Origin of the sequence: Gallibacterium trehalosifermentans (genome assembly GCF_042433055.1) — a bacterium.
Taxonomy (GTDB): domain Bacteria; phylum Pseudomonadota; class Gammaproteobacteria; order Enterobacterales; family Pasteurellaceae; genus Gallibacterium; species Gallibacterium trehalosifermentans.
Genome location: NZ_JBHLWB010000001.1, coordinates 253,964 through 277,604 on the forward strand (window position 1 = coordinate 253,964; position 23,641 = coordinate 277,604).

At 36.4% G+C, this 23,641-nt stretch carries 20 protein-coding genes and 1 riboswitch; of the genes, 12 read left to right on the forward strand and 8 right to left on the reverse strand.

Annotated elements, in window-relative coordinates:
• The first annotated feature begins 173 nt into the window (after positions 1-173).
• The 11 genes from prfA (at position 174) to hslU (ending at position 11,405) form a co-directional block, all read left to right on the forward strand.
• Positions 174-1,256, forward strand: a complete 1,083-nt coding sequence (gene prfA, locus ACFFHK_RS01150; RefSeq protein WP_382368925.1) for a peptide chain release factor 1 — start codon at positions 174-176, stop codon at positions 1,254-1,256.
• Positions 1,249-2,136 carry a peptide chain release factor N(5)-glutamine methyltransferase gene (gene prmC, locus ACFFHK_RS01155; protein WP_382368041.1) on the forward strand — a complete coding sequence of 296 codons (888 nt, stop codon included), beginning with the start codon at positions 1,249-1,251 and terminating at the stop codon, positions 2,134-2,136. The genes prfA and prmC overlap by 8 nt, the downstream gene beginning before the upstream one ends.
• Before the next feature lie 20 nt (positions 2,137-2,156).
• Entirely contained in the window at positions 2,157-2,978 is an 822-nt protein-coding gene (locus ACFFHK_RS01160) for a SirB1 family protein (RefSeq protein WP_382368044.1), read from the forward strand.
• 15 nt (positions 2,979-2,993) lie between these two features.
• Positions 2,994-3,848: a 3-deoxy-8-phosphooctulonate synthase gene (gene kdsA / locus ACFFHK_RS01165; RefSeq protein WP_382368047.1), complete on the forward strand. Its 855-nt coding sequence runs from the start codon at positions 2,994-2,996 to the stop codon at positions 3,846-3,848.
• A gap of 136 nt (positions 3,849-3,984) precedes the next feature.
• A complete protein-coding gene (locus ACFFHK_RS01170) occupies positions 3,985-4,926 on the forward strand; it encodes a 2-hydroxyacid dehydrogenase (protein WP_382368050.1) in 942 nt (313 codons plus the stop codon).
• Positions 4,927-5,019: 93 nt separating this feature from the next.
• Positions 5,020-6,204 (forward strand): lipoprotein-releasing ABC transporter permease subunit, encoded by a 1,185-nt coding sequence (locus tag ACFFHK_RS01175; protein WP_382368053.1) that lies wholly within the window; start codon positions 5,020-5,022, stop codon positions 6,202-6,204.
• A complete protein-coding gene (gene lolD / locus ACFFHK_RS01180) occupies positions 6,197-6,910 on the forward strand; it encodes a lipoprotein-releasing ABC transporter ATP-binding protein LolD (protein WP_382368056.1) in 714 nt (237 codons plus the stop codon). The genes ACFFHK_RS01175 and lolD overlap by 8 nt, the downstream gene beginning before the upstream one ends.
• On the forward strand, positions 6,907-8,157 hold the full coding sequence (gene lolE, locus ACFFHK_RS01185) for a lipoprotein-releasing ABC transporter permease subunit LolE (protein ID WP_382368059.1): 1,251 nt from the start codon (positions 6,907-6,909) through the stop codon (positions 8,155-8,157). The genes lolD and lolE overlap by 4 nt, the downstream gene beginning before the upstream one ends.
• 80 nt (positions 8,158-8,237) lie before the next feature.
• Complete coding sequence (aroG, locus tag ACFFHK_RS01190) at positions 8,238-9,317, forward strand: 3-deoxy-7-phosphoheptulonate synthase AroG (protein ID WP_382368062.1); 1,080 nt, start codon at positions 8,238-8,240, stop codon at positions 9,315-9,317.
• Between the two features lie 136 nt (positions 9,318-9,453).
• Positions 9,454-9,978, forward strand: coding sequence for an ATP-dependent protease subunit HslV (gene hslV / locus ACFFHK_RS01195; RefSeq protein WP_065233529.1), 525 nt, complete (start codon positions 9,454-9,456; stop codon positions 9,976-9,978).
• A gap of 92 nt (positions 9,979-10,070) precedes the next feature.
• On the forward strand, positions 10,071-11,405 hold the full coding sequence (gene hslU, locus ACFFHK_RS01200; RefSeq protein ID WP_382368066.1) for an ATP-dependent protease ATPase subunit HslU: 1,335 nt from the start codon (positions 10,071-10,073) through the stop codon (positions 11,403-11,405).
• A 144-nt stretch (positions 11,406-11,549) separates the two neighbouring features.
• Here the strand turns inward: hslU and ACFFHK_RS01205 are convergent, their stop codons facing one another.
• From ACFFHK_RS01205 to ACFFHK_RS01240, 8 genes are all read right to left on the reverse strand, one after another.
• The gene (locus ACFFHK_RS01205) at positions 11,550-13,400 is read right to left on the reverse strand and encodes a TRAP transporter large permease (RefSeq protein WP_382368069.1); all 1,851 of its coding nucleotides are present in this window, start codon (positions 13,398-13,400) and stop codon (positions 11,550-11,552) included.
• 77 nt (positions 13,401-13,477) lie between these two features.
• Positions 13,478-14,461: a sialic acid TRAP transporter substrate-binding protein SiaP gene (locus ACFFHK_RS01210; protein WP_382368072.1), complete on the reverse strand. Its 984-nt coding sequence runs from the start codon at positions 14,459-14,461 to the stop codon at positions 13,478-13,480.
• Positions 14,462-14,708: 247 nt separating this feature from the next.
• On the reverse strand, positions 14,709-16,061 hold the full coding sequence (gene lysC / locus ACFFHK_RS01215; RefSeq protein WP_382368075.1) for a lysine-sensitive aspartokinase 3: 1,353 nt from the start codon (positions 16,059-16,061) through the stop codon (positions 14,709-14,711).
• A 90-nt stretch (positions 16,062-16,151) separates the two neighbouring features.
• Positions 16,152-16,321, reverse strand: a riboswitch (Lysine riboswitch).
• 60 nt (positions 16,322-16,381) lie between these two features.
• On the reverse strand, positions 16,382-17,023 hold the full coding sequence (bioD, locus tag ACFFHK_RS01220) for a dethiobiotin synthase (RefSeq protein WP_382368078.1): 642 nt from the start codon (positions 17,021-17,023) through the stop codon (positions 16,382-16,384).
• 141 nt (positions 17,024-17,164) lie between these two features.
• Positions 17,165-17,800 carry an OmpW family outer membrane protein gene (locus ACFFHK_RS01225; RefSeq protein ID WP_382368082.1) on the reverse strand — a complete coding sequence of 212 codons (636 nt, stop codon included), beginning with the start codon at positions 17,798-17,800 and terminating at the stop codon, positions 17,165-17,167.
• 318 nt (positions 17,801-18,118) lie between these two features.
• The gene (locus ACFFHK_RS01230) at positions 18,119-19,111 is read right to left on the reverse strand and encodes a hypothetical protein (protein WP_382368085.1); all 993 of its coding nucleotides are present in this window, start codon (positions 19,109-19,111) and stop codon (positions 18,119-18,121) included.
• A gap of 136 nt (positions 19,112-19,247) precedes the next feature.
• Entirely contained in the window at positions 19,248-19,877 is a 630-nt protein-coding gene (locus ACFFHK_RS01235) for a response regulator (protein WP_382368088.1), read from the reverse strand.
• 149 nt (positions 19,878-20,026) lie between these two features.
• Positions 20,027-22,483: a class I adenylate cyclase gene (locus ACFFHK_RS01240; protein ID WP_382368091.1), complete on the reverse strand. Its 2,457-nt coding sequence runs from the start codon at positions 22,481-22,483 to the stop codon at positions 20,027-20,029.
• Between the two features lie 231 nt (positions 22,484-22,714).
• Between ACFFHK_RS01240 and hemC the strand changes: the two genes are divergently transcribed.
• Positions 22,715-23,641: a hydroxymethylbilane synthase gene (gene hemC, locus ACFFHK_RS01245; protein WP_382368094.1), complete on the forward strand. Its 927-nt coding sequence runs from the start codon at positions 22,715-22,717 to the stop codon at positions 23,639-23,641.

Consider the following 23,641-nt stretch of genomic DNA (forward strand, 5'->3'; position numbering starts at 1 on the left):
AATAAGGGGCAATTCAATGTTAATGAAGATAATATTCAATCAAGTTATACAATAATCATTCTTAGTTAGGAAAAAATAAATTTTTCTATCGTCTTTTTCATTGTTAGGTTTTTCGTTAGAATAAGCGGATTTTTGACTGAAGCATATATTGACAATAACAACAAAGGTGCATGATGAAAGCCTCAATTATTAGTAAATTAGAAACCTTAGATGAACGTTATGAAGAGTTGCAAGCACTGCTTGGTGATCCTTCAGTAATCAATGACCAAGAAAAGTTTCGTGCATATTCAAAAGAGTATGCGCAACTAGAAGATGTCGTGAAATGTTTTTCTCGTTGGAAACAGTTAAATAACGATTTAGAAGAGGCGAAAATTTTACTTGATGATCCGAGTATGAAAGAGATGGCGGAAGAAGAGATCGCTTCTTGTACTGTGGGAATTGAGGAAAGCGAGCAGCAATTACAAATTTTATTGCTGCCTAAAGATCCTAATGATGAATATAACTGTTATTTAGAAATTCGTGCAGGAACAGGTGGTGATGAGGCAGGTATTTTTGCAGGTGATTTATTCAGAATGTATAGCCGTTATGCAGAAAGCAAACGCTGGCGGACAGAAGTGCTAAGCGCGAATGAGAGTGAGCAAGGTGGTTATAAAGAAATCATTGTAAAAATCAGTGGTGAGAGTGTTTATGGACAGTTGAAATTTGAATCTGGTGGACACCGTGTGCAACGTGTACCAAAAACGGAATCACAAGGGCGTATCCATACCTCTGCCTGTACGGTTGCTGTGATGCCTGAATTACCAGAATCTGCTTTACCAGAAATTAATCCAGCTGATTTACGGATCGATACTTATCGTTCATCTGGTGCAGGTGGGCAGCACGTTAATACTACGGATTCTGCAGTACGTATTACTCATATTCCAACAGGGATCGTAGTGGAGTGCCAAGATGAACGTTCACAACATAAAAATAAAGCAAAAGCGATGTCTGTGTTAGCTTCTCGTTTAGTACAGGCAGAAGAGGAGCGTAAAGCAGCTGAGCAAGCCGATACACGCCGTAGTTTATTAGGTTCTGGCGATCGTTCAGATAAAATCCGTACTTATAACTATCCACAAGGTCGAGTAACGGATCATCGTATCAACTTAACGCTATATCGTTTAGACGAAGTGATGAACGGCAAAATTGATGATTTAATTCAACCTATTATTACGGAATATCAAGCAGAACAACTGGCTGCTTTGTCAGAAAATGAGTAATTCTGCCTTAAGTTATCAAAATTGGCTACAGCAGGCGATACAACAACTATGTGTGATTGAAACGGTACCTGATGCTAAGATTGATGCACAAATGTTATTACAATTTGTTACACAGAAGTCATCGGCTCAACTGATGGCTTTTGCGGAGACATTATTATCTGTTGAGCAATTACAAATCTTAAATCAATTTGTCCAACGACGTTTACAAGGGGAACCCATTGCTTACATCGTTGGTGAAAAAGGCTTCTGGACATTAGATTTAGCGGTATCAGATAAGACGCTTATTCCTCGTCCAGATACAGAGTGTTTAGTTGAAACTGCATTGGCGTTAATCGCTCAGCAGTTTACTGCAGAAGAAAAGTTAGCAATATTGGATTTAGGTACAGGAACAGGGGCGATAGCGTTAGCCTTAGCCTATGAATTGCAACAGCAAAATAGAACATATCAAATACTTGGTGTAGATAGGATTGTCGAAGCGGTGGAGTTAGCAAAACAAAATGCAGCGAGAAATCAGTTATCACAAGTCGAATTTATCCAAAGTAATTGGTTTGCTGCATTATCTAAGAATAAGAAGTTTGATCTTATTGTGAGTAATCCACCGTATATTGCAAAAGATGATCCTCATTTACAGCAGGGTGATGTGCGTTTTGAACCATTATCGGCATTGGTAGCAGAAAATGATGGTTTAGCAGATATTGAGCATATTATTCAAACAGCGAGTGAATTTATTCAGCAACAGGGTTGGTTGTTGATTGAACATGGTTGGCAACAAGCCGAGATAGTGCAAACATTATTTCAACAATATCATTGGCAAAATGTGCAAACAATCAAAGACTATGGTGGTAATCAACGTGTTACCTTTGCACAATGGAATGGATAATAACAAGAATGAATAAAAAAATGCCAGAAGAAATTGCATTAGAATATGAGCGCCGAGTCGCAAGCAAAAAATACCTTTTTCAACAAATTGTACGTTTAAATGAGATCGTTGATCCTAATTTTAAAAAAAGCAGTATTTATGGACGAATGGGGCATTTAACGAGAGAGTTAGCGCTATTTTTTAATGGTGAAACTGATGTGAAAATGCGGATTCATTTGCTATTGCAGTTTTTTTATGGAGAAAAAGGGTTTTTTTGTGATCGAGAAACTTATTTCTACTCATCTAATTTGATGTTATCAAGTGTGTTTAAATCAAAAGAGGGAACACCAGCTGCGTTAGGATCAATGGTGTTATTTTTAGCGGGGCAATATGATTTACCGATTACAGGCGTCAACTTTCCAACACAATTCTTACTCAGAGCAGATGTAGATGATGAAGTGGCATTTATTAATCCATGGGACGGCAAGTATGTGTCGCATGATTTATTAAAAACGTGGTTAGAAGGGTATTTAGGTTTTGGAACACAATTAACTACGGAATATATAGATAGTGCTGATATTGTGGAACTAGAAGATCGTGTTTATCAAGTGTTGAAAAATGCGCTAATCCGTGAGGGAAAAAATGAGCAAGCTCTCGCGCTAATTGAGCATCGTTTACGTGAAGAGCCAGAGGACCCTTATGAGATTCGCGATCGCGGAGTGGTGTATGGCAATATGGAGTGTTTTCATTTGGCAGTGCACGATTTACAATATTTTGTTGAGCAATGCCCAGAAGATCCTGTTGTACCATTAGTAAAATTGCAACTTCAAGATTTACAAGAAATTCCTTATTCATTTCAATAAATTAAAGGAAAATTTATGCAGAATAAAACCATTAAATTAGGCAATATTGATATTGCAAATGATAAGCCATTTGTCCTATTTGGCGGTATGAATGTATTAGAAAGCCGAGATATGGCAATGCAAGTTTGTGAGCAGTATGTCAAAGTAACCGAAAAACTTAATGTTCCTTATGTCTTTAAGGCATCGTTTGATAAAGCAAATCGTTCTTCAATTTATTCCTATCGTGGACCAGGCATGGAAGAAGGGCTAAAAATTTTTGCAGAATTAAAAACAACATTTGGGGTAAACATTATTACTGATGTGCATGAAGTGTACCAATGTCAACCCGTAGCCGAAGTTGTCGATATTATTCAGTTGCCCGCATTTTTAGCAAGACAAACCGATTTAGTCGAAGCAATGGCGCGTACTGGTGCAGTGATTAATGTTAAAAAGCCACAATTTTTAAGCCCTGGACAAATGGGAAATATTGTGGAGAAAATTCATGAATGTGGTAATGACAAAGTCATTCTTTGCGATCGAGGGACAAACTTTGGTTATGATAACTTAGTGGTGGATATGCTAGGGTTTAGCATTATGAAACAAGTGTCTAAAGGTTGCCCAGTCATTTTTGATGTTACTCATTCATTACAATGTCGCGATCCATTTGGCGCGGCGTCTGGTGGACGCCGAGCGCAGGTTACAGAATTAGCAAGATCAGGGCTAGCCATTGGTTTAGCAGGGTTATTCTTAGAAGCGCACCCAAATCCAGATAAAGCGAAGTGTGATGGTCCATCAGCACTACCGTTGGATAAGTTAGAACCATTTATTGCTCAAATGAAAGCGGTAGATGATTTAGTCAAAAGTTTTGCTGAATTAGATACAGCAAATTAATGTTTATTCAAGTAATAGAGGGACGGAAGAGAAATTGAGCAGCAGTGATTGATTTAATAATTTCTACTTTGCAACCCTCTGTTTTATTGTTATCTTGAAAGCATTTTTGTTACTAAATTGATATAAGGAGACTGTAATGAAAATTGTTTTTTTAGATAGCACAGCCATTCCAAAACATATCTCAATTCCTCGTCCGAAATTTGCACATGAATGGGTGGAATATGAACACACTTCCGCAGCACAAGTCATTGAGCGAATGCAAGATGCAGAAATTGCGGTAACCAGTAAAGTCATTTTTAGTCGTGAAGTCATGGCACAACTGCCAAAATTAAAATTGATTGCTCTTACTGCAACAGGAACAAATAATGTTGATTTAGTGGCAGCAAAAGAACTCGGTATTACTGTAAAAAATGTAACAGGTTATTCATCGGTTACGGTGCCAGAACACGTATTAGGAATGATTTATGCGTTGCGCCATAGCCTGATGGGGTGGTATCGAGATCAATTAACCGATCGGTGGGTAGAAAATTCACAATTTTGTTATTTTGCTTATCCAATTAAAGATGTGAAAGGCTCAGTGCTTGGTGTTGTTGGGCGAGGGAATTTAGGGCGTGAGATTGGGCGGTTAGCCGAATTAGTCGGTATGCGTGTATTGTATGCTGAACATCGTGGCGCAGCTATTGTGCGTGAAGGCTACACAAAGTTTGAAGATGTATTAGCACAAGCAGATATTTTGACCTTACATTGCCCATTAACAGAAACAACACAAAATTTAATTAATCGTGATACTTTGGCACTTTGTAAGCAAGGTGCAATTTTGATCAATACTGGGCGAGGCCCATTAGTTGATGAGCAAGCGTTATTAGACGCATTAACGTCAGGAAAACTTTCTGGTGCAGCGATTGATGTGATGCGTCAAGAACCACCAGAAAAAGGTAATGTATTAATGGAAGCGGCAAAGCGTTTACCAAATTTATTAATTACTCCTCATATTGCTTGGGCATCTGACTCGGCAGTAACTACTTTAGTCAATAAAGTTACGCAAAATATTGAAGAATTTGTGGCAACAGGTAAGTAATTGGTTGTTGATATATTGGGAATTATAGAAAATCCGTTCACGTTGCATGAGCGGATTTATTCTGTTATTTGATTACAAATTATAAGGAAAATTATGTCAGTAAATGTTCCACTGATGGTGGCATTACGCTATTGGCGTTCCAAAAGTGGTGATCGCTTCGGACGCCTTGTTACACGCCTCGCTAGTATTGGTATTATATTGGGCGTTATGGCGTTAATTATTGTGTTATCTGTGATGAACGGACTAGAAAGTTATCAAAAGCAGAATGTGTTATCGCATATTCCCCAAGCTATAATAACACCACAAGATCACCCTTTTTCTTCACAACAGAATACCTTGCCAAATTTGCCAGCCTTTGTGAATAAAGCAGTACCGATTAATCTAGCACCAGTGATTTTGCAAGGTACAAACGGTTTAAGTGCTGCACAGTTAATTGGTGTGCGACAACAGCAAGATGACTTGTTATTAGCTTCTTTAATTGAACCAATAGCGCAGCTATTGCCTGCTAATCAGTTTAATTTAATTATTGGACAACGTTTAGCACAGCAAAATCAATTAACTGTCGGCGATAAAGTTCGGTTATTAATTCCTGAAAATAGTGTTTATACCCCATTGGGGAGAATCCCTGTACAACGCCTATTTACAATCAGTGCGATTTATCCAGAATGGAGTTTAGATGATCAAATTTTTGCTAATTTACAAGATGTCGGGCGTTTATTACGCTTAAAACCAGATCAGGTGCAAGGCGTACGGCTATTTTTGCAAGATCCTTTTTTAATTACTGAATTACCGAAGTATTTTTCAAATCAGGAGTGGAAAATCAGTGATTGGCGAGCGCAAAAAGGGGAATTTTTCCAATCAGTTAAAATGGAAAAAAATATGATGTCTTTACTGGTTGGCTTGATCATTTTAGTGGCGATTGCCAATATTGTTACTTCATTGAGTTTAATGGTTTTGGATAAGCAAGGAGAAATTGCTATCTTACAGACGCAAGGTTTAGCGCGTCAGCAAATTATGCGCATTTTTATTTATCAGGGTATGGTGATCAGTATCCTCAGTACATTGATCGGGACAGTATTGGGCATTGTCGCCACCCATTATTTAACGCCATTATTACTCTGGCTAAATCCACATGGATTTGCTTTGCCAAGTGAAATTGATTGGCAGCAGATTATTTTTATTATTGCCTTTTCATTAACTTTATCTTTTATTTCTACGCTTTATCCTGCTTATCGAGCAGCAAAGATCGAGCCTGCGGAGGCGTTGCGTTATGAGTAATTCTATGTCTAATTTACATTCATCTGCTTTATTGGCTTGTGAACAATTATCAAAAGTTTACCAAGAGGGAGATAAAGCAACTTCGGTGTTAAATGCGATCTCTTTTGCCGTACAACGTGGCGATTTAACCGCGATTGTAGGGAGTTCTGGTTCAGGAAAGAGTACCTTATTACATCTCTTAGGTGGTTTAGATAAGCCAACCAGTGGCGAGGTTTGGTTAAATGGTGAACAATTATCACGCTTGTCTGATAAGCAAGTGGCTAAATTACGCAATCGGCATTTAGGATTTGTTTATCAATTTCACCATTTGATGGCAGATTTTTCTGCATTGGAAAATGTCGCTATGCCAATGTTAATTGCGGGTGAGAAAAAAGAGTCTGCGTATGCACAAGCAACCGAGATGTTGCATGCAGTAGGCTTAGCACACCGCTTGCAGCATCGCCCATCAGCTTTATCAGGTGGCGAACGACAACGAGTAGCGATTGCGAGAGCGTTAGTGAATAACCCAGATTTAGTGTTAGCCGATGAACCAACAGGCAATTTAGATCAAAAAACAACGGAACACATTTTTGAATTGATTCAACAACTCAATGCCGAGAAACAGATTGCGTTTCTATTGGTAACCCATGATCTGAATTTAGCGGCAAAATTACAAAAGCGTTATCAGATGCGTGATGGTGTATTGACTGCGGAGGCAAATATATGAATACACCATTTTTAATCAGTTGGCGTTATCAGCGGGGTAAACAAAAAAATCGCTTGGTATCGCTCATTGCGTGGTTTTCTACGTTAGGGATTGCGCTTGGTGTAGCGGTGTTAATTATTGGTTTAAGTGCAATGAATGGTTTTCAACGTGAACTTGACCAACGAATTTTAGCGGTGGTGCCTCATATTAGTATTACAGGATATGATCGTCAGCCGATTGAAGATTGGCATCAATTACAGCAAACATTGCACAATAATCCTGAAGTGAAAGGTTTTTCGCCCTATGTGTCTTTTACCACCCTAGCGGAATCAGGATCTAAGCTTAAAGTTATTCAAGTAAAAGGGGTTGAACCTGCGTTGTTGGAACAGGTTAGTGCAATGGGGCAGTTTGTGTTGAATCAGGGCTGGCAAACCTTTTCACAACAAAAAGAAGGGATTATTCTTGGCTATGGAATCGCGCAAGATCTAGGCGTTGAGGTAGGCGATTGGGTATCGTTATTGGTGTCTGATCAAACTGAACATGATGTGAGCAAAATGGCGCAACCAGAACGTCATCGATTACAAGTTACAGGTATTTTGCGTTTAGATGGACAACTCGATCACAGTTATGCATTTATTCCATTAGCCGTTGCACAGCAATATCTCAATTATACGGAGATGCAAGTAACAGGTGTTGAATTGGCGATTAACTCGCCATTTTTGGTCAATCAGTTTGACTATTCTGCGTTATCAACCTATCCACAAGGTTTGATGGCAAATACTTGGATTGATAGTTTTGGTTATATGTACCGAGATATTTCATTAATCAAAACAGTGATGTATTTAGCGATGGTTTTAGTGATTGGGATTGCGTGCTTTAATATTATTTCCACATTAGTGATGGCGGTGAAAGATAAACAAGGCGATATTGCAATTTTACGTACATTAGGCGCAGATAGCCGTTTTATTCGTCATATTTTTTTGTGGTATGGTCTTTTTTCTGGTATGAAAGGGGGTGTTTGGGGAATAGTATTGGGTATTTTGGTCGCATTAAACCTGACAAATCTTATTTACCTCATTGAAAAAATTTTTCATACCAAGATTTTATCTGATGGTGTTTATTTTATTGACTTTATGCCTAGTGAGTTACATCTGAGTGATGTTGGTTTGGTTTTTGTCGCAACATTACTATTAAGTTTGTTAGCTTCACTTTATCCAGCAAGTCGTGCAGCACGCTTACAACCAGCAAAAGTTTTGAATAATCACTAAATAGTAGTTGAAATAAAAAATTCATATGTTAGCATTTGAACTACTTTAGTAGTACATAAATACAAAAAGAGAGTGAATCAATGGCTGTAATTAAAAAAGATATTAGAATCGAAAATGATGATGTTCGTATTGCAAAAGTAGAACAATTATTACCACCAATCGCCTTATTAGAAAAATATCCAGCAAGCCAAATTGCTGCAAAAGTGGTAAAGGAAACGCGTCAAGCGGTACACAAAATCTTACACCAAGAAGATGATCGCCTTTTAGTGGTGATTGGACCTTGCTCAATCCACGATCCAGACGCTGCGATAGAGTATGCGAAACGGTTAAAAGTATTACGTGAAGCACTAAAAAACGAGCTAGAAATTGTGATGCGAGTTTATTTTGAGAAACCACGTACTACGGTTGGTTGGAAAGGATTAATTAATGATCCCCATTTAGATAATAGTTATGCGTTAAATGATGGTTTACGCATGGCGCGTAAATTATTATCAGATATTAATGATTTAGGTGTGCCATCTGCAGGCGAGTTCTTAGATATGATTACCCCACAATATATCGCTGATTTTATGAGTTGGGGGGCGATTGGTGCGAGAACAACTGAATCACAAGTGCATCGTGAATTAGCATCAGGGCTTTCTTGTGCAGTTGGCTTTAAAAATGGGACGAATGGCGGTGTAAAAATTGCGTTAGATGCGATTGGTGCAGCCGAAGCAGCACACTATTTCTTATCAGTTACCAAATTTGGTCATTCAGCGATTGTGGCGACAAAAGGAAATCCAGATTGCCATATCATTTTACGTGGTGGTGATAAAGGTCCTAACTATTCAGAAGAAGATGTCTTGAAAACGGTCAAAGACATTGAAAAGAGTGGGCGTATTCCTCATGTGATGGTTGACTTTAGCCATGCCAATAGCTCGAAACAATTCAAGAAACAATTAGATGTATGTAGCGAAGTATGTCGCCAAGTAAGTCAAGGGTCAAAACATATTTTTGGCGTTATGGTAGAGAGTAATTTGGTCGAAGGGCGCCAAGATATTATTGACGGAAAAGCATTAACATATGGACAAAGTGTTACCGATGCGTGTATTGGTTGGGAAGACACAGAAAAAGTCCTTTATGATTTAGCTGCTGCAGTAAAAGCAAGAAGAGCTAAATAGCTTAAATCATGATTGAAGAAATATCGCCTGTCAATTTGCAGGCGATATTTTTATTTGTGTTTTTAACTTGAAACCTTGTCGAACGTACCCATATTGGGAAACATTGGATTTATTGTAGAGTAAGAAGGAAAACATTATGACTACAATCGTAAGTGTGCGCCGTAACGGTCATGTGGTTGTTGGTGGCGATGGGCAAGTTTCATTAGGTAATACTGTGATGAAAGGTAATGCGCGTAAAGTACGCCGTTTATATGGAGATAAAGTATTGGCTGGTTTTGCTGGCGGTACCGCTGATGCCTTTACACTATTTGAATTATTTGAGCGTAAATTAGAAATGCACCAAGGTCATTTATTAAAGAGTGCTGTTGAATTAGCAAAAGAGTGGCGAACAGATCGTGCATTACGTAAATTAGAAGCAATGTTAATTGTTGCTGATGCTAAAGAATCATTAATTATTACGGGGTTGGGCGATGTTGTTCAGCCTGAAGCAGATCAAATTCTTGCGATTGGATCAGGTGGAAATTATGCAATGGCAGCTGCGCGCGCTTTAGTTGCCAATACGGATCTTTCGGCAAGAGAAATTGTAGAAAAATCCCTCAAAATTGCGGGTGATATTTGTGTGTTTACCAATACCAATTTCACTATTGAAGAGTTGCCATAATCATAAATCATAAAACGCAATAGATGGTAAATTCGTTCCATATAACCTTCATCATGTTGGTTATATATAGATAAAATAAAAGGATAAAGCATATGTCTGAAATGACTCCTCGTGAAATAGTTTCTGAATTAGATAAACATATTATTGGGCAAGCAGATGCAAAACGTGCTGTGGCGATTGCCCTGCGTAATCGCTGGCGTCGTATGCAGTTACAAGAACCTCTCCGTCATGAAGTTACGCCAAAAAATATTTTGATGATTGGACCAACTGGGGTAGGGAAGACCGAAATTGCACGCCGTTTAGCTAAATTGGCAAATGCGCCATTTATTAAAGTCGAAGCCACTAAATTTACTGAAGTGGGCTATGTTGGGAAAGAAGTAGATTCTATTATTCGTGATCTCGCTGATGTGGCGATGAAACTTGTGCGTCAAACAGAAATCAATAAGAACCGTTATCGTGCAGAAGAAGCCGCAGAAGAACGTATTTTAGACGTGTTATTACCGCCAGCAAAAGATCAATGGGGAAATACGGAAAATACGGATTCAAATGGACATACTCGACAAATTTTCCGTAAAAAACTACGTGAAGGTCAGCTAGATGATAAAGAAATTGAAATTGATGTAGCAGCAGGCAGTTCCGTTGGGGTAGAAATTATGGCACCACCTGGAATGGAAGAGATGACCAGTCAATTACAATCAATGTTCCAAAATTTATCAAGCGGTCAAACGAAAAAACGCAAAATGAAAATCAAAGATGCGTTGAAAGTGTTGATTGAAGATGAAGCGGCAAAATTAATTAATCCAGAAGAGTTGAAATTAAAAGCGATTGAAGCTGTTGAGCAGCATGGTATCGTGTTTATTGATGAGATTGATAAAATCTGTAAGCGAGGTGAAACAAGTGGACCAGATGTCTCTCGCGAAGGCGTGCAGCGTGATTTATTGCCATTAGTAGAGGGTTCAACGATTAATACTAAACATGGTATGGTGAAAACAGATCATATTCTGTTTATTGCTTCAGGTGCATTTCAAGTCGCTCGTCCATCAGATTTAATTCCTGAATTACAAGGACGTTTGCCAATCCGTGTCGAATTAGGCGCGTTAACTGCAAAAGATTTTGAGCGTATCTTAACGGAACCAAATGCTTCGTTAACTGAACAATATAAAGCATTAATGCAAACTGAAGGCGTTACAGTTGAGTTTACAGATGATGCGATTGCAACGATTGCCGAAGCTGCATTCCGTGTGAATGAAAAAACTGAAAACATTGGTGCAAGACGGTTACATACTGTTTTAGAGCGTTTAATGGATAAAATTTCATTTGAAGCGTCAGATATGAGTGGTGAAAAAGTCGTGATTGATCAAGCCTATGTGAAAGCCGCATTAGGTGATGTGGTAGAAAATGAAGATTTAAGTCGCTTTATTTTATAAGCAATAAAGAGTAGAAAAATACCTATTTTTTAATGATCTGCACCTATAAGTTGAGCTAATTATTCACTATATAGGTGCAGATTTTTTATGTCTACATATAGTTACCCATTTATTTTTTAGGGTAACTTATTTTACCTTTGTTTATTACCCTGGTAGCAACAGGTTAGGAATAAATGTAATGATTTCTGGGAATATGGTAATCAATACGAGCGTTGTAAAGATTGGAACAAGGAATGGTAATACTCCTTTTGTTACGGTACTTACACTCATATTACCTACACGAGCAACGACAAAAAGTGCCATTCCCATTGGTGGCGTTAAAATACCAATCATCATATTTAACGTTGTCATAACACCGAAGAAGATAAGATCAATATTAAAGTGGATTGCGATTGGAATTAACATTGGTAATACAAGGAATTGGAGCGCTAATGCATCAATAAACATTCCTAAGAAGAGGAGAAGTAGATTGATCATGACCAATACCATTAATTGTGAATCTGCAAAAGTAATGAAGAATTCAGCAATTTTCATCGCAACTTGTTCACGTGCGATCATATCACCGAAGAATGTTACTGTTATTACCATTAATACTGTTACACCAGTAATGGCAACCGCTTCAACGCAGCCTTTAAAAAGAGTTTGAAGAGTAAGTTCTTTATAAACAAATTTACCAATAATAATTGAATAAAGTGCTGCAACAACTGCTGCTTCTGTTGGTGTAAATAGACCAGAGAAGATACCAGCAATAATTAGAATTGGTGTGAGTAATGCCCAAAGTGCACCTTTAAATTTACGACAAAGGACTTCCATTGAGGCTTTTGGAGTACGAGGATAGTTACGTTTTTTTGATACGAAATAATTCATAATCATTAATGCAACCGTAACAAGTACGCCAGGAACAAAGCCAGCAACAAAAAGTTTTGCAATAGACTGGTTAGAAATAACACCATAAATGATCATGGCGATACTTGGTGGAACTAGTGGACCAATAATACAAGAAGCCGCGGTAATTCCACCACAAATATCATCATCATAACCAGCATCACGCATTGCTTTAATTTCTAGTTGACCTAAGCCACCAGCATCAGCCAGTGCAGAACCAGACATTCCAGAGAAAATTAAACTTGCACCAATATTTACATGCCCCATACCACCACGATAATGACCAAGTAATGCTTTAGCAAATTCGAAAATTCTAGTCGTAATACCACCGGTATTCATCAAAATACCAGTAAGAATAAAGAATGGAACACTGAGTAATGAGAAGCTATTTAAGCTATCGACTAATTTTGCCGAAGCAGAATTTACGACATTCCAGCGAGTCATTGCGAAATAAAGAATGGTTGCAATGAATAGTGACCAACCTACTGGCATACCAATAAACATAATCACTAACCAGACTAGAAGAACAATATAAACAGATGAACTACCAAATTTTACATAGTTAGTGATACGTAGTACTTTGAAAACATCAGGTGCAAATAGAATTAAACCAATTAATGCGACTGCCAAAATTAAAAAAACAATTGCAGGAATATAGCTAAGATTACTTTTATAGTTTTCAACTTGGGCTTGTAAAAAGCGAATTAACATTAGGACAGATAATACTGGTAAAGAAGCATATAACCATTTTTCAGAAATTCCTAATGAAACAAGCTCAAATGATGCACCATCATAAAGTTTGATACCAAAATGAATAAAAAGAATTATACAGATAAAAGTGAGAGTTTGCGTGATAGATATTATCACTTTTTTCATTTTATCTGACATCATATTGGTAAGAAAATCAATGAATACATGTTGTTGTGAGCGAATTGCCATTGAAATTCCCAACATACCAACATAAACGAATAGTAAACGGGCTAACTCTTCACTCCAAATTAACGGGGAATCAAAGGCTTGTCTTGCAATTATTTGTGCAATGAGAATGACAAAAATGATCAAAAATAGAATACCACCTAGCCATTCTTCAAGTTTATTAAAATATTTCATGGTAACCTCATAACATCTTTTACTAAGGTTAAAAAAAAGCCCTAGCATTTTTAGCTAAATGCTAAGGCAGGGAAAGATTATTTAGTTAAAGCATTGATTTCAGCAATAGCTTCTTCACCTTCTTTACCATTTTTCTTGATGTATTCATCGTAGTATGGTTTCATTGCTTCTTTGAATGGAGCAAGTTCAGGTTGAGTTACTGTCATACCTTTTTGTTTAAAGTAAGCAATAAGATTATTCTCCCCCTCTTCGAAGAGTTTTGTATGGTAATCAGCGGCTTTAACTGCTGCATCTTTTACCACTTTTTGTAGATCTGGTGGAAGTTCTTCAAGTGTTGCATTACTAACTAGATATAATTGGTCATTCAGGATATGATTGGTTAAAGCTAAGTATTTTTGCACTTCTTCAAATTTTTGTGATTGAATAGTTGGTAATGGATTTTCTTGTCCATCTACAGAGTTAGTTTGTAATGCAAGATAAACTTCAGAGAATGCCATTGGTGTTGGAGATGCACCAGAATATTTTGCATAAGCTAAGTTAGTTGCTGCATTTGGCACACGTAATTTCAAGCCCTTCATATCATTGATGCTATTAATTGGACGGTTAGATGTTGTTTGACGAGTTCCGTTATAAGCATCGGCTAAAATTGTGATACCTAAATCTTTGTTCACTTTTTGAATTAGTGATTGACCGAATTTAGTATCAAATAATGCTTCTTTAGCAACTTTGAAGTTTGGAATCATATAAGGTAAAGCGAACACTTCAGCAGAAGGATAGAATAATTGGAAACGTGCAGATTCACCGAAAGTGAAGTCTAAGGCACCATCACCAAGTTGTTTGATCATTGAACGGTCATCACCAAGTTGTGCACTTGGATAAAGAGAAATTTCGATTTTGCCATTAGAATTTGCTTTTACTTCTTTAGCAAAGAATTCTGCTGCTTTATATTCATTTGAAGTTGGGCCAGCTACTAAACCCATTTTCAAATCAAATTCTGCGGAAAATGCTGCTGCAGAGATGCCCATGCATAGTGTAGCAAGTAGTAACTTTTTGAATTTCATTGCGTTTCTCCTATAAGAGTTAGATTGTTGGGAAAAGTAGCAAGTCATACATATGATTGTATAAAGCAAGCACTTTTTACTGATGATTACTATACATCATTTTTTAAATATAAATGAAGTTTTATTTCATTATTGAGAGATCAATCACAAAATTTATGAAGTGAGATTAAATTTTAATCACCATATAAAAATAAAAAAGCCCTTGTGAAGACAAGGGCAATAGTCTTAATTGAGGTTAATTATCATATTATTCAAAGAGTTCCTGATGAAGTTTACGCACTACTTCATCAGCATGTTCACTTTTTACTAATAAGCAAACGTTATTAGTACTTGCACCATAACTAATCATACGAACATTATATTCTGCAATCGTGTTGAAAATACGTTTTGCTACGCCTGCGGCGATGTGTAAATCGTTACCAATTAGTGCGACTAATGATAAGCCTGTATCCACTTTTACTGATGATGTTTCACTGAGTTCTGCCAACAATTCATTAGAAAGCAATTCTGCACCAGAAGAAGCCGAACCTGTTTTATCTAAAGTGAGGGCTACGCTAACTTCAGAAGTCGTAATAGTATCAACAGAAATTTTGTATTTCGCTAAAATATTGAATACATTTGCTAAAAAGCCTTGCGCGTGTAGCATACTTAAACTAGACAGCGTTAATAATGTTTGATCGCGACGTAATGCAATCGCACGGAAAAGTGGGCGAGGTTGTGGATCGCGGGTTACCCATGTCCCCCCAAGCTCTGGCGCTTTACTTGATCCAACAAATACAGGAATATTGCTGCGAACAGCAGGTAATAGTGTTGCAGGGTGTAACACTTTCGCGCCAAAAGTTGCCATTTCAGCGGCTTCGGCAAAACTCATGGTGTCAATTTTTTGTGCGGCTGGAGCGATACGAGGATCAGTTGTATAAATTCCCGCTACATCAGTCCAGATTAATACGTCATTAGCATGTAAGACCTCGGCAATTAATGCCGCAGAATAATCGCTCCCACCGCGACCTAGTGTGGTAGTTTTACCATTTGGCGCACGACCAATAAAACCTTGTGTAATGATTAAATCCCCACGTTCAATTAATGGTTTTAAGATCTGATCGCAATTTTGTTGGGTAAGTTCATCATTTGGTGCAGCTTTGCCATAATGATCGTTTGTAGCAACGAGAGTTCTTACATCAAACCAAGTTGAGTTTGCACCTAACTCACGTAATACCTCAACAAAAATTAAGGTAGACATCATTTCGCCATGACTGATAATTTCATCAATTAATGCAGGAGAGGTTGCTAAGGCAGCAGCATCAGAGAGGGAGGCAATATTGTCTAATAAGCGATCGATCTCTTCTCGTAATATATCGGCATTTTTTAATTCATTTAAAATGTTGTATTGAATCTGTTTAACTTGAGCAAGAAGTGATTCTCTCTTGGTTTGTTCACAACCGTTAGCTAAAGCAACTAATAAATTGGTTACGCCAGCAGAGGCAGACAATATCACGACACGGGTATTTGGATCTGCCATAACGATTTTGGCACAAGCCTGCATTGCCGCGTAATTGGCTACACTAGTTCCTCCAAATTTTGCAACAGATAAATGAGACATAAATATTTCCTTAAATAATAATGTTGTGAAAAAAGCGTGTGTTACAGAAGAGAAAGAAAAGCGAGAAGAGAACTGAAATATTAAGAAAACTTATTCAGAAGCTCTCCATCGTTTATCGATGACAACCTTAGGGATTCAGCCCTAATAGCCGATAAATAATTCTCTGGAAAATTACTTACCTCGGCGAAACTCCCCTGATTATTTCTCACTGGTTCCAGACCTAAAAATAACGACCTGAGTTCCGCGCCTCTCCTGTTGTAGCTTGCGCTACAAAACGTGTATAGAAATACCGTTTAATCATAAAAATGTCAACTAAAATTTTAAAAATTAAACTTTTCTAATAAAATAAATTCTGTCGTTGGAAAATGTTGTTGTAAGTAGTGTTGTAAATAGTGTTGGGTATCTTGTTCTATTAAAGGATCTTTTTCAGGAAAACGATTATAAATCACGCTATGTACAGTAATGTTATATGTTTTGCAGGCCATTAAACTTAATAGTGTGTGGTTAATGCTGCCTAATTTCCCCGATGTTACAAGAATTAAAGGGTAGTGATGTTTGGCAATAAAATCTAATGTTGTTGCTTGGTGCGTATAGGGAACAGCTAAACCACCCGCGCCCTCCAACAACACAACATCATAACGGCTGGCAAGTTGTTGCGTTTTTTCGGTAATGATTTGATCGTCAATTTGACGCTTCTCTAATGTTGCAGCAAGATGTGGGGAACAAGGGTAATGAAATAGATAAGGACAAGTAATACCATCTAGATCATCTTGTGTCAGTGGTATTTGTTGAATTTTTCGATGCACAAGAATATCGTTAGAAAATGTTTCACAACCCGTTTGAATCATTTTTTGCGTAATGACGGTAAACCCCTGATCCATTAGTTTTTTCGCATAAACACCCGTTGCAACAGTTTTTCCTACATCAGTATCAATTCCGCTTACAAAGAGAATTTTCCCCATGATTATTCCTTTTATTATAACGACTATGATAAAAAGTAGCGATCACTATACGCTGATTTTGCTGAGAATCAATTACTGTTGTTTAGGTAAAAAGAAAGCCATAGTAAAAACTATGGCTTGATAGTCAGGAAATTTATTACATTAGAATTTATAACCTAAACCAACAAAAAATACAGTTGGATCTAACGTTACACGTGTTTCTTGAGCTGTTCCATTAAGTTTAAAGGTTGCTTTAGTTTTAATTTTAGCCCACCAAATAGAGGTATTTAAGAATAAATTATCGGTGAGTTTTATATCAATACCTGCATTCGCTACAGGTCCCCAAGAATCTTTTAATTTAAGATCTGAAAGACCATTAAGTTTTTCTGTTTCACCAAAGAAAGTGGTGTAGTTAAGACCTGCACCAATATAAGGGCGAGCAGGAGAATCAGCATTTAAGAAATAGTATTGGAGATAAAGGCTTGGTGGTAAATGTTTAGTTTTAGCAATAGTTGTGCCACCTAATTTGATTTCATGGCTAAATGGCGTTGCCGCTAATAACTCAACCCCAAGATTATCAGTAATCATATAGGTACCAGTTAAACCAAGTTGCGCATTACTATTTACATCAAAATCATAATTAAGCGCATTGCCTGCATAATTATGAGTAGAGGTATTTGGTACGACTAAAATTGGACCACCACGCACAAAAATATCACCTGCTTGGTGAGCCATTGCAGAGGTTGAGGCTGCTAATAATGCTGTAGAAGTAGCAATCGCTAGTGCTAATTTTTTCATATCATTCTCCTTGAATAAGTACTCTGTGTTATTGTTTATCGTATAACATATTCAAGATACCTCTTTTGAGGTGTGTAATTTTTGATAAAAATCAAAAAAAGATAATTTAATAAGAACTTTTTGTGAGTCTATAAATTTGATATTGGTTTTAATAAAGAGAATGTATAAAAATATTTAAATTTGATTAAAGGATATAAATAATAATTTAATTTTATAACGAAATGATTTTATTGATGATTTTTATTTTAAATCTTTGAAAGAAAAAATAACGCCCTCATTAGCTTAATGTAATGAGGGAGCTGGGTTGTAATGAATTTATTAGCAATAAAATTGTTTTTGATAGGGCATAATTGGATCAATCTCAATGGCAGGTTCAGTAGGTTGATCTAACTCAGACTGTTTTTCGATTTCTTGTTTATTGCGATTATTTTCTTTATCTTTTTCAATAGGCTGTGGTGAATCCATTTCAGTTTGTTTAATTGATACTGTTGGTTCAGGTTTTGTGTCGCTGTGTTGTGTGTTGATTACTGGAGATACTTTTTTCTCTAATAGTGCTTGTTCATTCATCATTTCTGTTTTATCAGAATTTGTCATCATATTTTCTGCGCTGACTTCAGGCATTGGGCTTGGTGATATTGTTGTTGTAATTTCATGAGATGTTTTTTTATTATCAGATTGTTTTTTCTCATTATTTTTATCAATAAGATCTGCATTATTTTCAGTATTGTTTTTATTTTCGACAAGAAGAGGATTAGCAGAAGCGCGAGATTCTGTATTATTTGTAGGCATATTTTGTTTACTTGCTATATTTGTTTGTGAATCTTTATCTTCTCCTAAGAGGCGCGGTTGTAGTTTTTTAAAACTACTTTCAGAATCTAACCAGATAGATATGAATTGATGATTAAAAGCGCGATCAAAATGTTCTACTAAAATAGTATTGTTAAGAACAAAATAGCCATCTTGCTCTAATGCAATATAATTTAGTACATCATTAGGCTTGAAGTCAGGGAAGTTTTTAATCAGGCGTTTTCTGAGTTGATCAACTTCTTTAGGATTTATTTTGTCAATATCCATCTCTTTTACCATAGAGATAGCAAAATTTTTCCCTTCAACGGGTTTAGCAAATTTTATGCGTAATAATAATGGGCGTTGTTCGCTGTTATAAGTACCATTTTCTGTAAAAAGTGATACGGTATAAATATGGAATGGACCCCAATTATATTCAGCTTTACCTACCTGTTGCCAATTCGCAGAAGAGAACGGTACATATAACGATAGTATTAAGCCTAAACAAAAAGAGAAAAACTTCATCTATTTTTACTCACTCATGGAATTATGGTGTTATGGCAAGCCATTATAACAAATAAAAAATGTTTTCTTAATTGAGATGATCTCTAGTTTGCTTATTTTTTACAACAAGAGATCATCTTATCTGCTACCTATTGATTTAATCTAAACTACGATTCTCTAAATAGAGTACTGTTGCAGCAACACGAGAATGGACATTGAGTTTACGTAATAAATTACGAATATGGACTTTGACGGTTTCTTCGGAAATAAATAATTGGCTAGCAATTTGTTTATTAGAAAGACCAGTAGCAATTAATTTTAATACGTCCATCTCGCGATCGGTGAGGAGTTGTAGCGGGTCATTTTCAGCGTGTTGTTCTAATAAACGTTGTTTTACTGCATCACTAAGCACAACTTGCCCCTCAGCAATTTTTTTTAGCTGCATTAATAACATATCTGGCTCAGTATCTTTTAAGAGATAACCATCTGCACCAGCCTCAATTAAGGCAAAAATGTCAGAACGTGAATCAGAAACAGTAAGTACGGCAATTTTTGCATCAATCTCAGCTAAACGAAGGGCTTTTAATACATCTAAACCAGACATACCTTTCATATTTAAATCAAGAATAATCATGTCAGGAGAAAGTTTTTGAGCAAGCACTAAACCTTCAGTACCGTTACTGGCTTCGTCTAATACTTCAAATGAATTATCTAATTCTAAAAGTTGGGTAATCCCTCTACGCATAAGAGGGTGATCATCAATGATTAAAATAGTTGTTTTGTTCATTATTTTGTCCCATTGGAAGAATAGTAAAAAAACTCGCACATACTACCATATGCAAAAGAAAAATATGTTTTTTAATATAGAAATTTGCTAATAAGTGAGAGAAAAATTTGATTTAGATTAAAAATTATTAACTTATGAAGCGTTGTCAATTATATCGATGAATGATAAGGCGTAACGGTAGTTTTTTCTTGGATATGATTAATTTGATAAAATTGAGGGTAGTTAAAATTATTTTTTGAGACTTGGAAAGGTGTACTATTTTCACCGTTTGTTGCTGCACGATAGATTCGGTTAATTTCTTCGATTTTCTGGCTTTTTATGCCTGTACAATGGTAATACGCTTCTAACTGATTACTCTCATCTAGAATGTAAATATTAAATGTTTTATCTGGATTATCCTCAAAGAAAAACTGTAAAAACCCCTCATTAGAATAGTATTCAATAGCCTGAGGGTATTTCAGTTCATCATTGCAGGAAATTGGTTTTAATTCAGTTTCAGAAAGTAATTCTTCGGTAATTTTTAATTCATCACGGTTAAAAAAATTATTCCAAACTTCACTTGCGACATACAGCGTGTTTAATTGATTACTGTTAATCAAGTTGCTCGTTTGAATATTAATACAACGAGCAATTAATTCATTTGTAAAACGTCGAATAATATTGCGATAGCGATGGCTGTAACAAAATACATTAACAGATTCAAGCGGGATAGAACTGCGATAAATTTTATTTGATAATACTTTTAACGCACGAAAAATAGCACTTGGTCCTTCAAAATGGAGTGTGCGCACTTCATTCCATAAATTACGATAAGTAAAATCAATACTACCAATCAGTTTAGTTTGTTTCGTTGTTAAATTATTAAATAAATATTTAGGCTGTAAACGAAAATGGTGATCTATCAATGATTCATCTTTGGTTGGATCTTGTACTAGATTTACCATGATAGCTAAATTACAAATTTCACATGGTTGATAAAGATCATTATTTGTTGCGGGAGAAACTTCCGTTGGAAAAGTATTTCGTAAATCTTGTACAAATTGTTGCAGCGTTTCTAATGAAACAGAATGACTAATAATATGTAATTTAGTTTCAGTGGTTAAAAGCCCATTAAAATATGCCCAACAAACTAATTTATTCAGATTAGGATTATATTCCACATGACGATTTTTGGATAAAGAGGATATTTTTGGTGATTGATTTAATAAATACCACCCTTTTTTCATAGCAGAATGACCACTTGTTTCAATAAATGTGAGTGATTCTTCTGCAATATTAGTAGCGATTGTAGGATTAAATAATGTAACTTTCCCTGGTAGTTCTTCAAATGCCGCATAAAGTTTTCGTGTGAGAATACTAATATCTTCAGGAATAATGCCACCACTAGAAATATTATATTTACGTGCAAAATCCATTAATTGTCGATAACTACACATTAATAAATTAACTAAACTATTATAACTACGACGAATTTGTTTAATTTTCCAATATTTTCTTTTACTTAGTTCTTGAATTGTATTGCTATCCCATTTCCATTGACGTGTTAATTTCATTAATAAAGTAAGGCGCCAATTCCCCGTTAATTCTGTTTTATCAATATCCTCACTTGCTTTAATATAAAAACAACGTCGTACATTATCTAATCGCTCAAAATCATTCATTTGGGTTAGGTAATGAGTTACTTTATCTAACATTGCGATATAAGGATCAAATTGATGATGTACAGGGCGGTCGAGCAATAAATCCAATTTAAATTGATGTGAAATAAGATGTGTATTAGGAAACTCCCAAGAATAACATTCTAATAATAAAATTTTAATGACGGCTTTATAAGGGGAATCAATTCCTTTATAGAGATTCCATAGGGTTGCGCCGAAATATTCATTTGCTGACAAATCCCCTAATCCGCCAAAGTCAACCCATTCATTAGGGTTAAGTTTTCCTTCATTGACTAACTGTTTTACGGTATCGTCATATTGTGTTTCATCTTCAATAGCGAGATGTAGCCATAATAGCGGTCTACCCGCTAAGCGAATAGCTGAACGATAAAATTCATCAAGCAACAACAAATATTGACTTGAACCACAATTATCACTAGACAATGAATCAACAGCTTGACCAGAACGAAAGCGATCTTGATCGACGAGAAAAAGGTTTAATTCAACACCGACATTAGCTGCCCATTGACAAATAAGATTAAATTTTTGTTGTAATTTATCGAGTTGAGGTTGTGTTAATGTACGAGAAGCACACACCCATAAATCTAAATCGGAACAAGAGGTTTGTGTAATAGAACCCAAACTGCCCATGGCATAAACTCCACATAAGCTCAGATGGGGTTGAGGTTGGTGTTCTAGTGCAAATAAGGTCGTATTTGAGAGTGTAGATGAAAGATAATTTTTTTGATAAAGATTGTACTGAAAATTAACAATACCAAAAGGCGACCCATCAACATAACCAGGTAGTTCAGGAATGTTGTGGTGCAATAAGACACAAACTAAATTAAGAACATATTGAAATTCATTTGGCGCGCCCGCTAAAGCACGTTCTAAACGAATACTATCTAATTGTTCAATTTTTTTCTTAGCAACTTCTAGATTGTTCATTAGTGATGTACGATCTCTGCCACGATAAATATTTCAATCTCATTTACAGTGGAGGAACTTTAACATTTAACATCTACTAGGTAAATATTCAAACGGTGAGAGATGTTAAAATTTTGATCAAACTCAATGAAGATTGTTTTTCTAATCACTGACAATATGATGCAACAATGATAGGATATAACGACATTTTCAATTAATAAAAATATAAAGAAATCCAATCTAGAGTCAATTATGCAAAAAAAGGTTATTCGTATTGCCACTCGACAAAGTCCCCTTGCTTTATGGCAGGCTAATTTTATTAAACAGCAGCTAGTATCTTTATATCCAGAATTACACGTTGAATTAGTTACGATGGTAACCAAAGGTGATGTGTTATTAGATACGCCGCTAGCTAAGATCGGTGGTAAAGGATTATTTGTTAAAGAACTTGAACTTGCGCTATTAGAAAATCGAGCAGATATTGCCGTTCATTCAATGAAAGATGTGCCAATGCAATTTCCTGATGGATTACATTTAAGTGTGATTTGTGAGCGAGAAGATCCCCGAGATGCGTTTGTTTCTCATCACTACGCGTCATTAGGAGATTTACCAAAAAATGCAATAGTGGGCACATCAAGTTTACGTCGCCAATGTCAGTTAAAAGCCTTGCGTCCAGATCTTGAATTAAAAACTTTACGCGGGAATGTTGGTACTCGATTGAAAAAGTTAGATGAGGGAGAGTATGATGCGATTATTTTAGCTTCAGCAGGATTGATCCGTTTAGGTGAGGTTCAACGGATTCGAGGCTTTATTGCGATAGAAGAATCGTTACCTGCAGTTGGACAAGGCGCAGTAGGTGTCGAGTGTCGTTCTGATGATGTTTGGGTAAATGAATTATTGCGTCCATTATTACATCAAGAGACTTGGGAGCGCGTGATTGCTGAGCGAGCAATGAATAATCGCTTACAAGGAGGCTGCCAAGTGCCTATTGCAGGTTATGCTGTATTGCAAGGAGAAGAGTTATATTTACGTGCATTAGTGGGGGCATTAGATGGTAGTCAGATATTACATGCAGAGGCAAAAGCACCTCGTCAGCAAGCAGAGCAATTAGGCATTCATGTTGCTGAGTTATTATTGGCTCAAGGTGCAGAAAAATTATTAGCACAAATGTCGGAATAA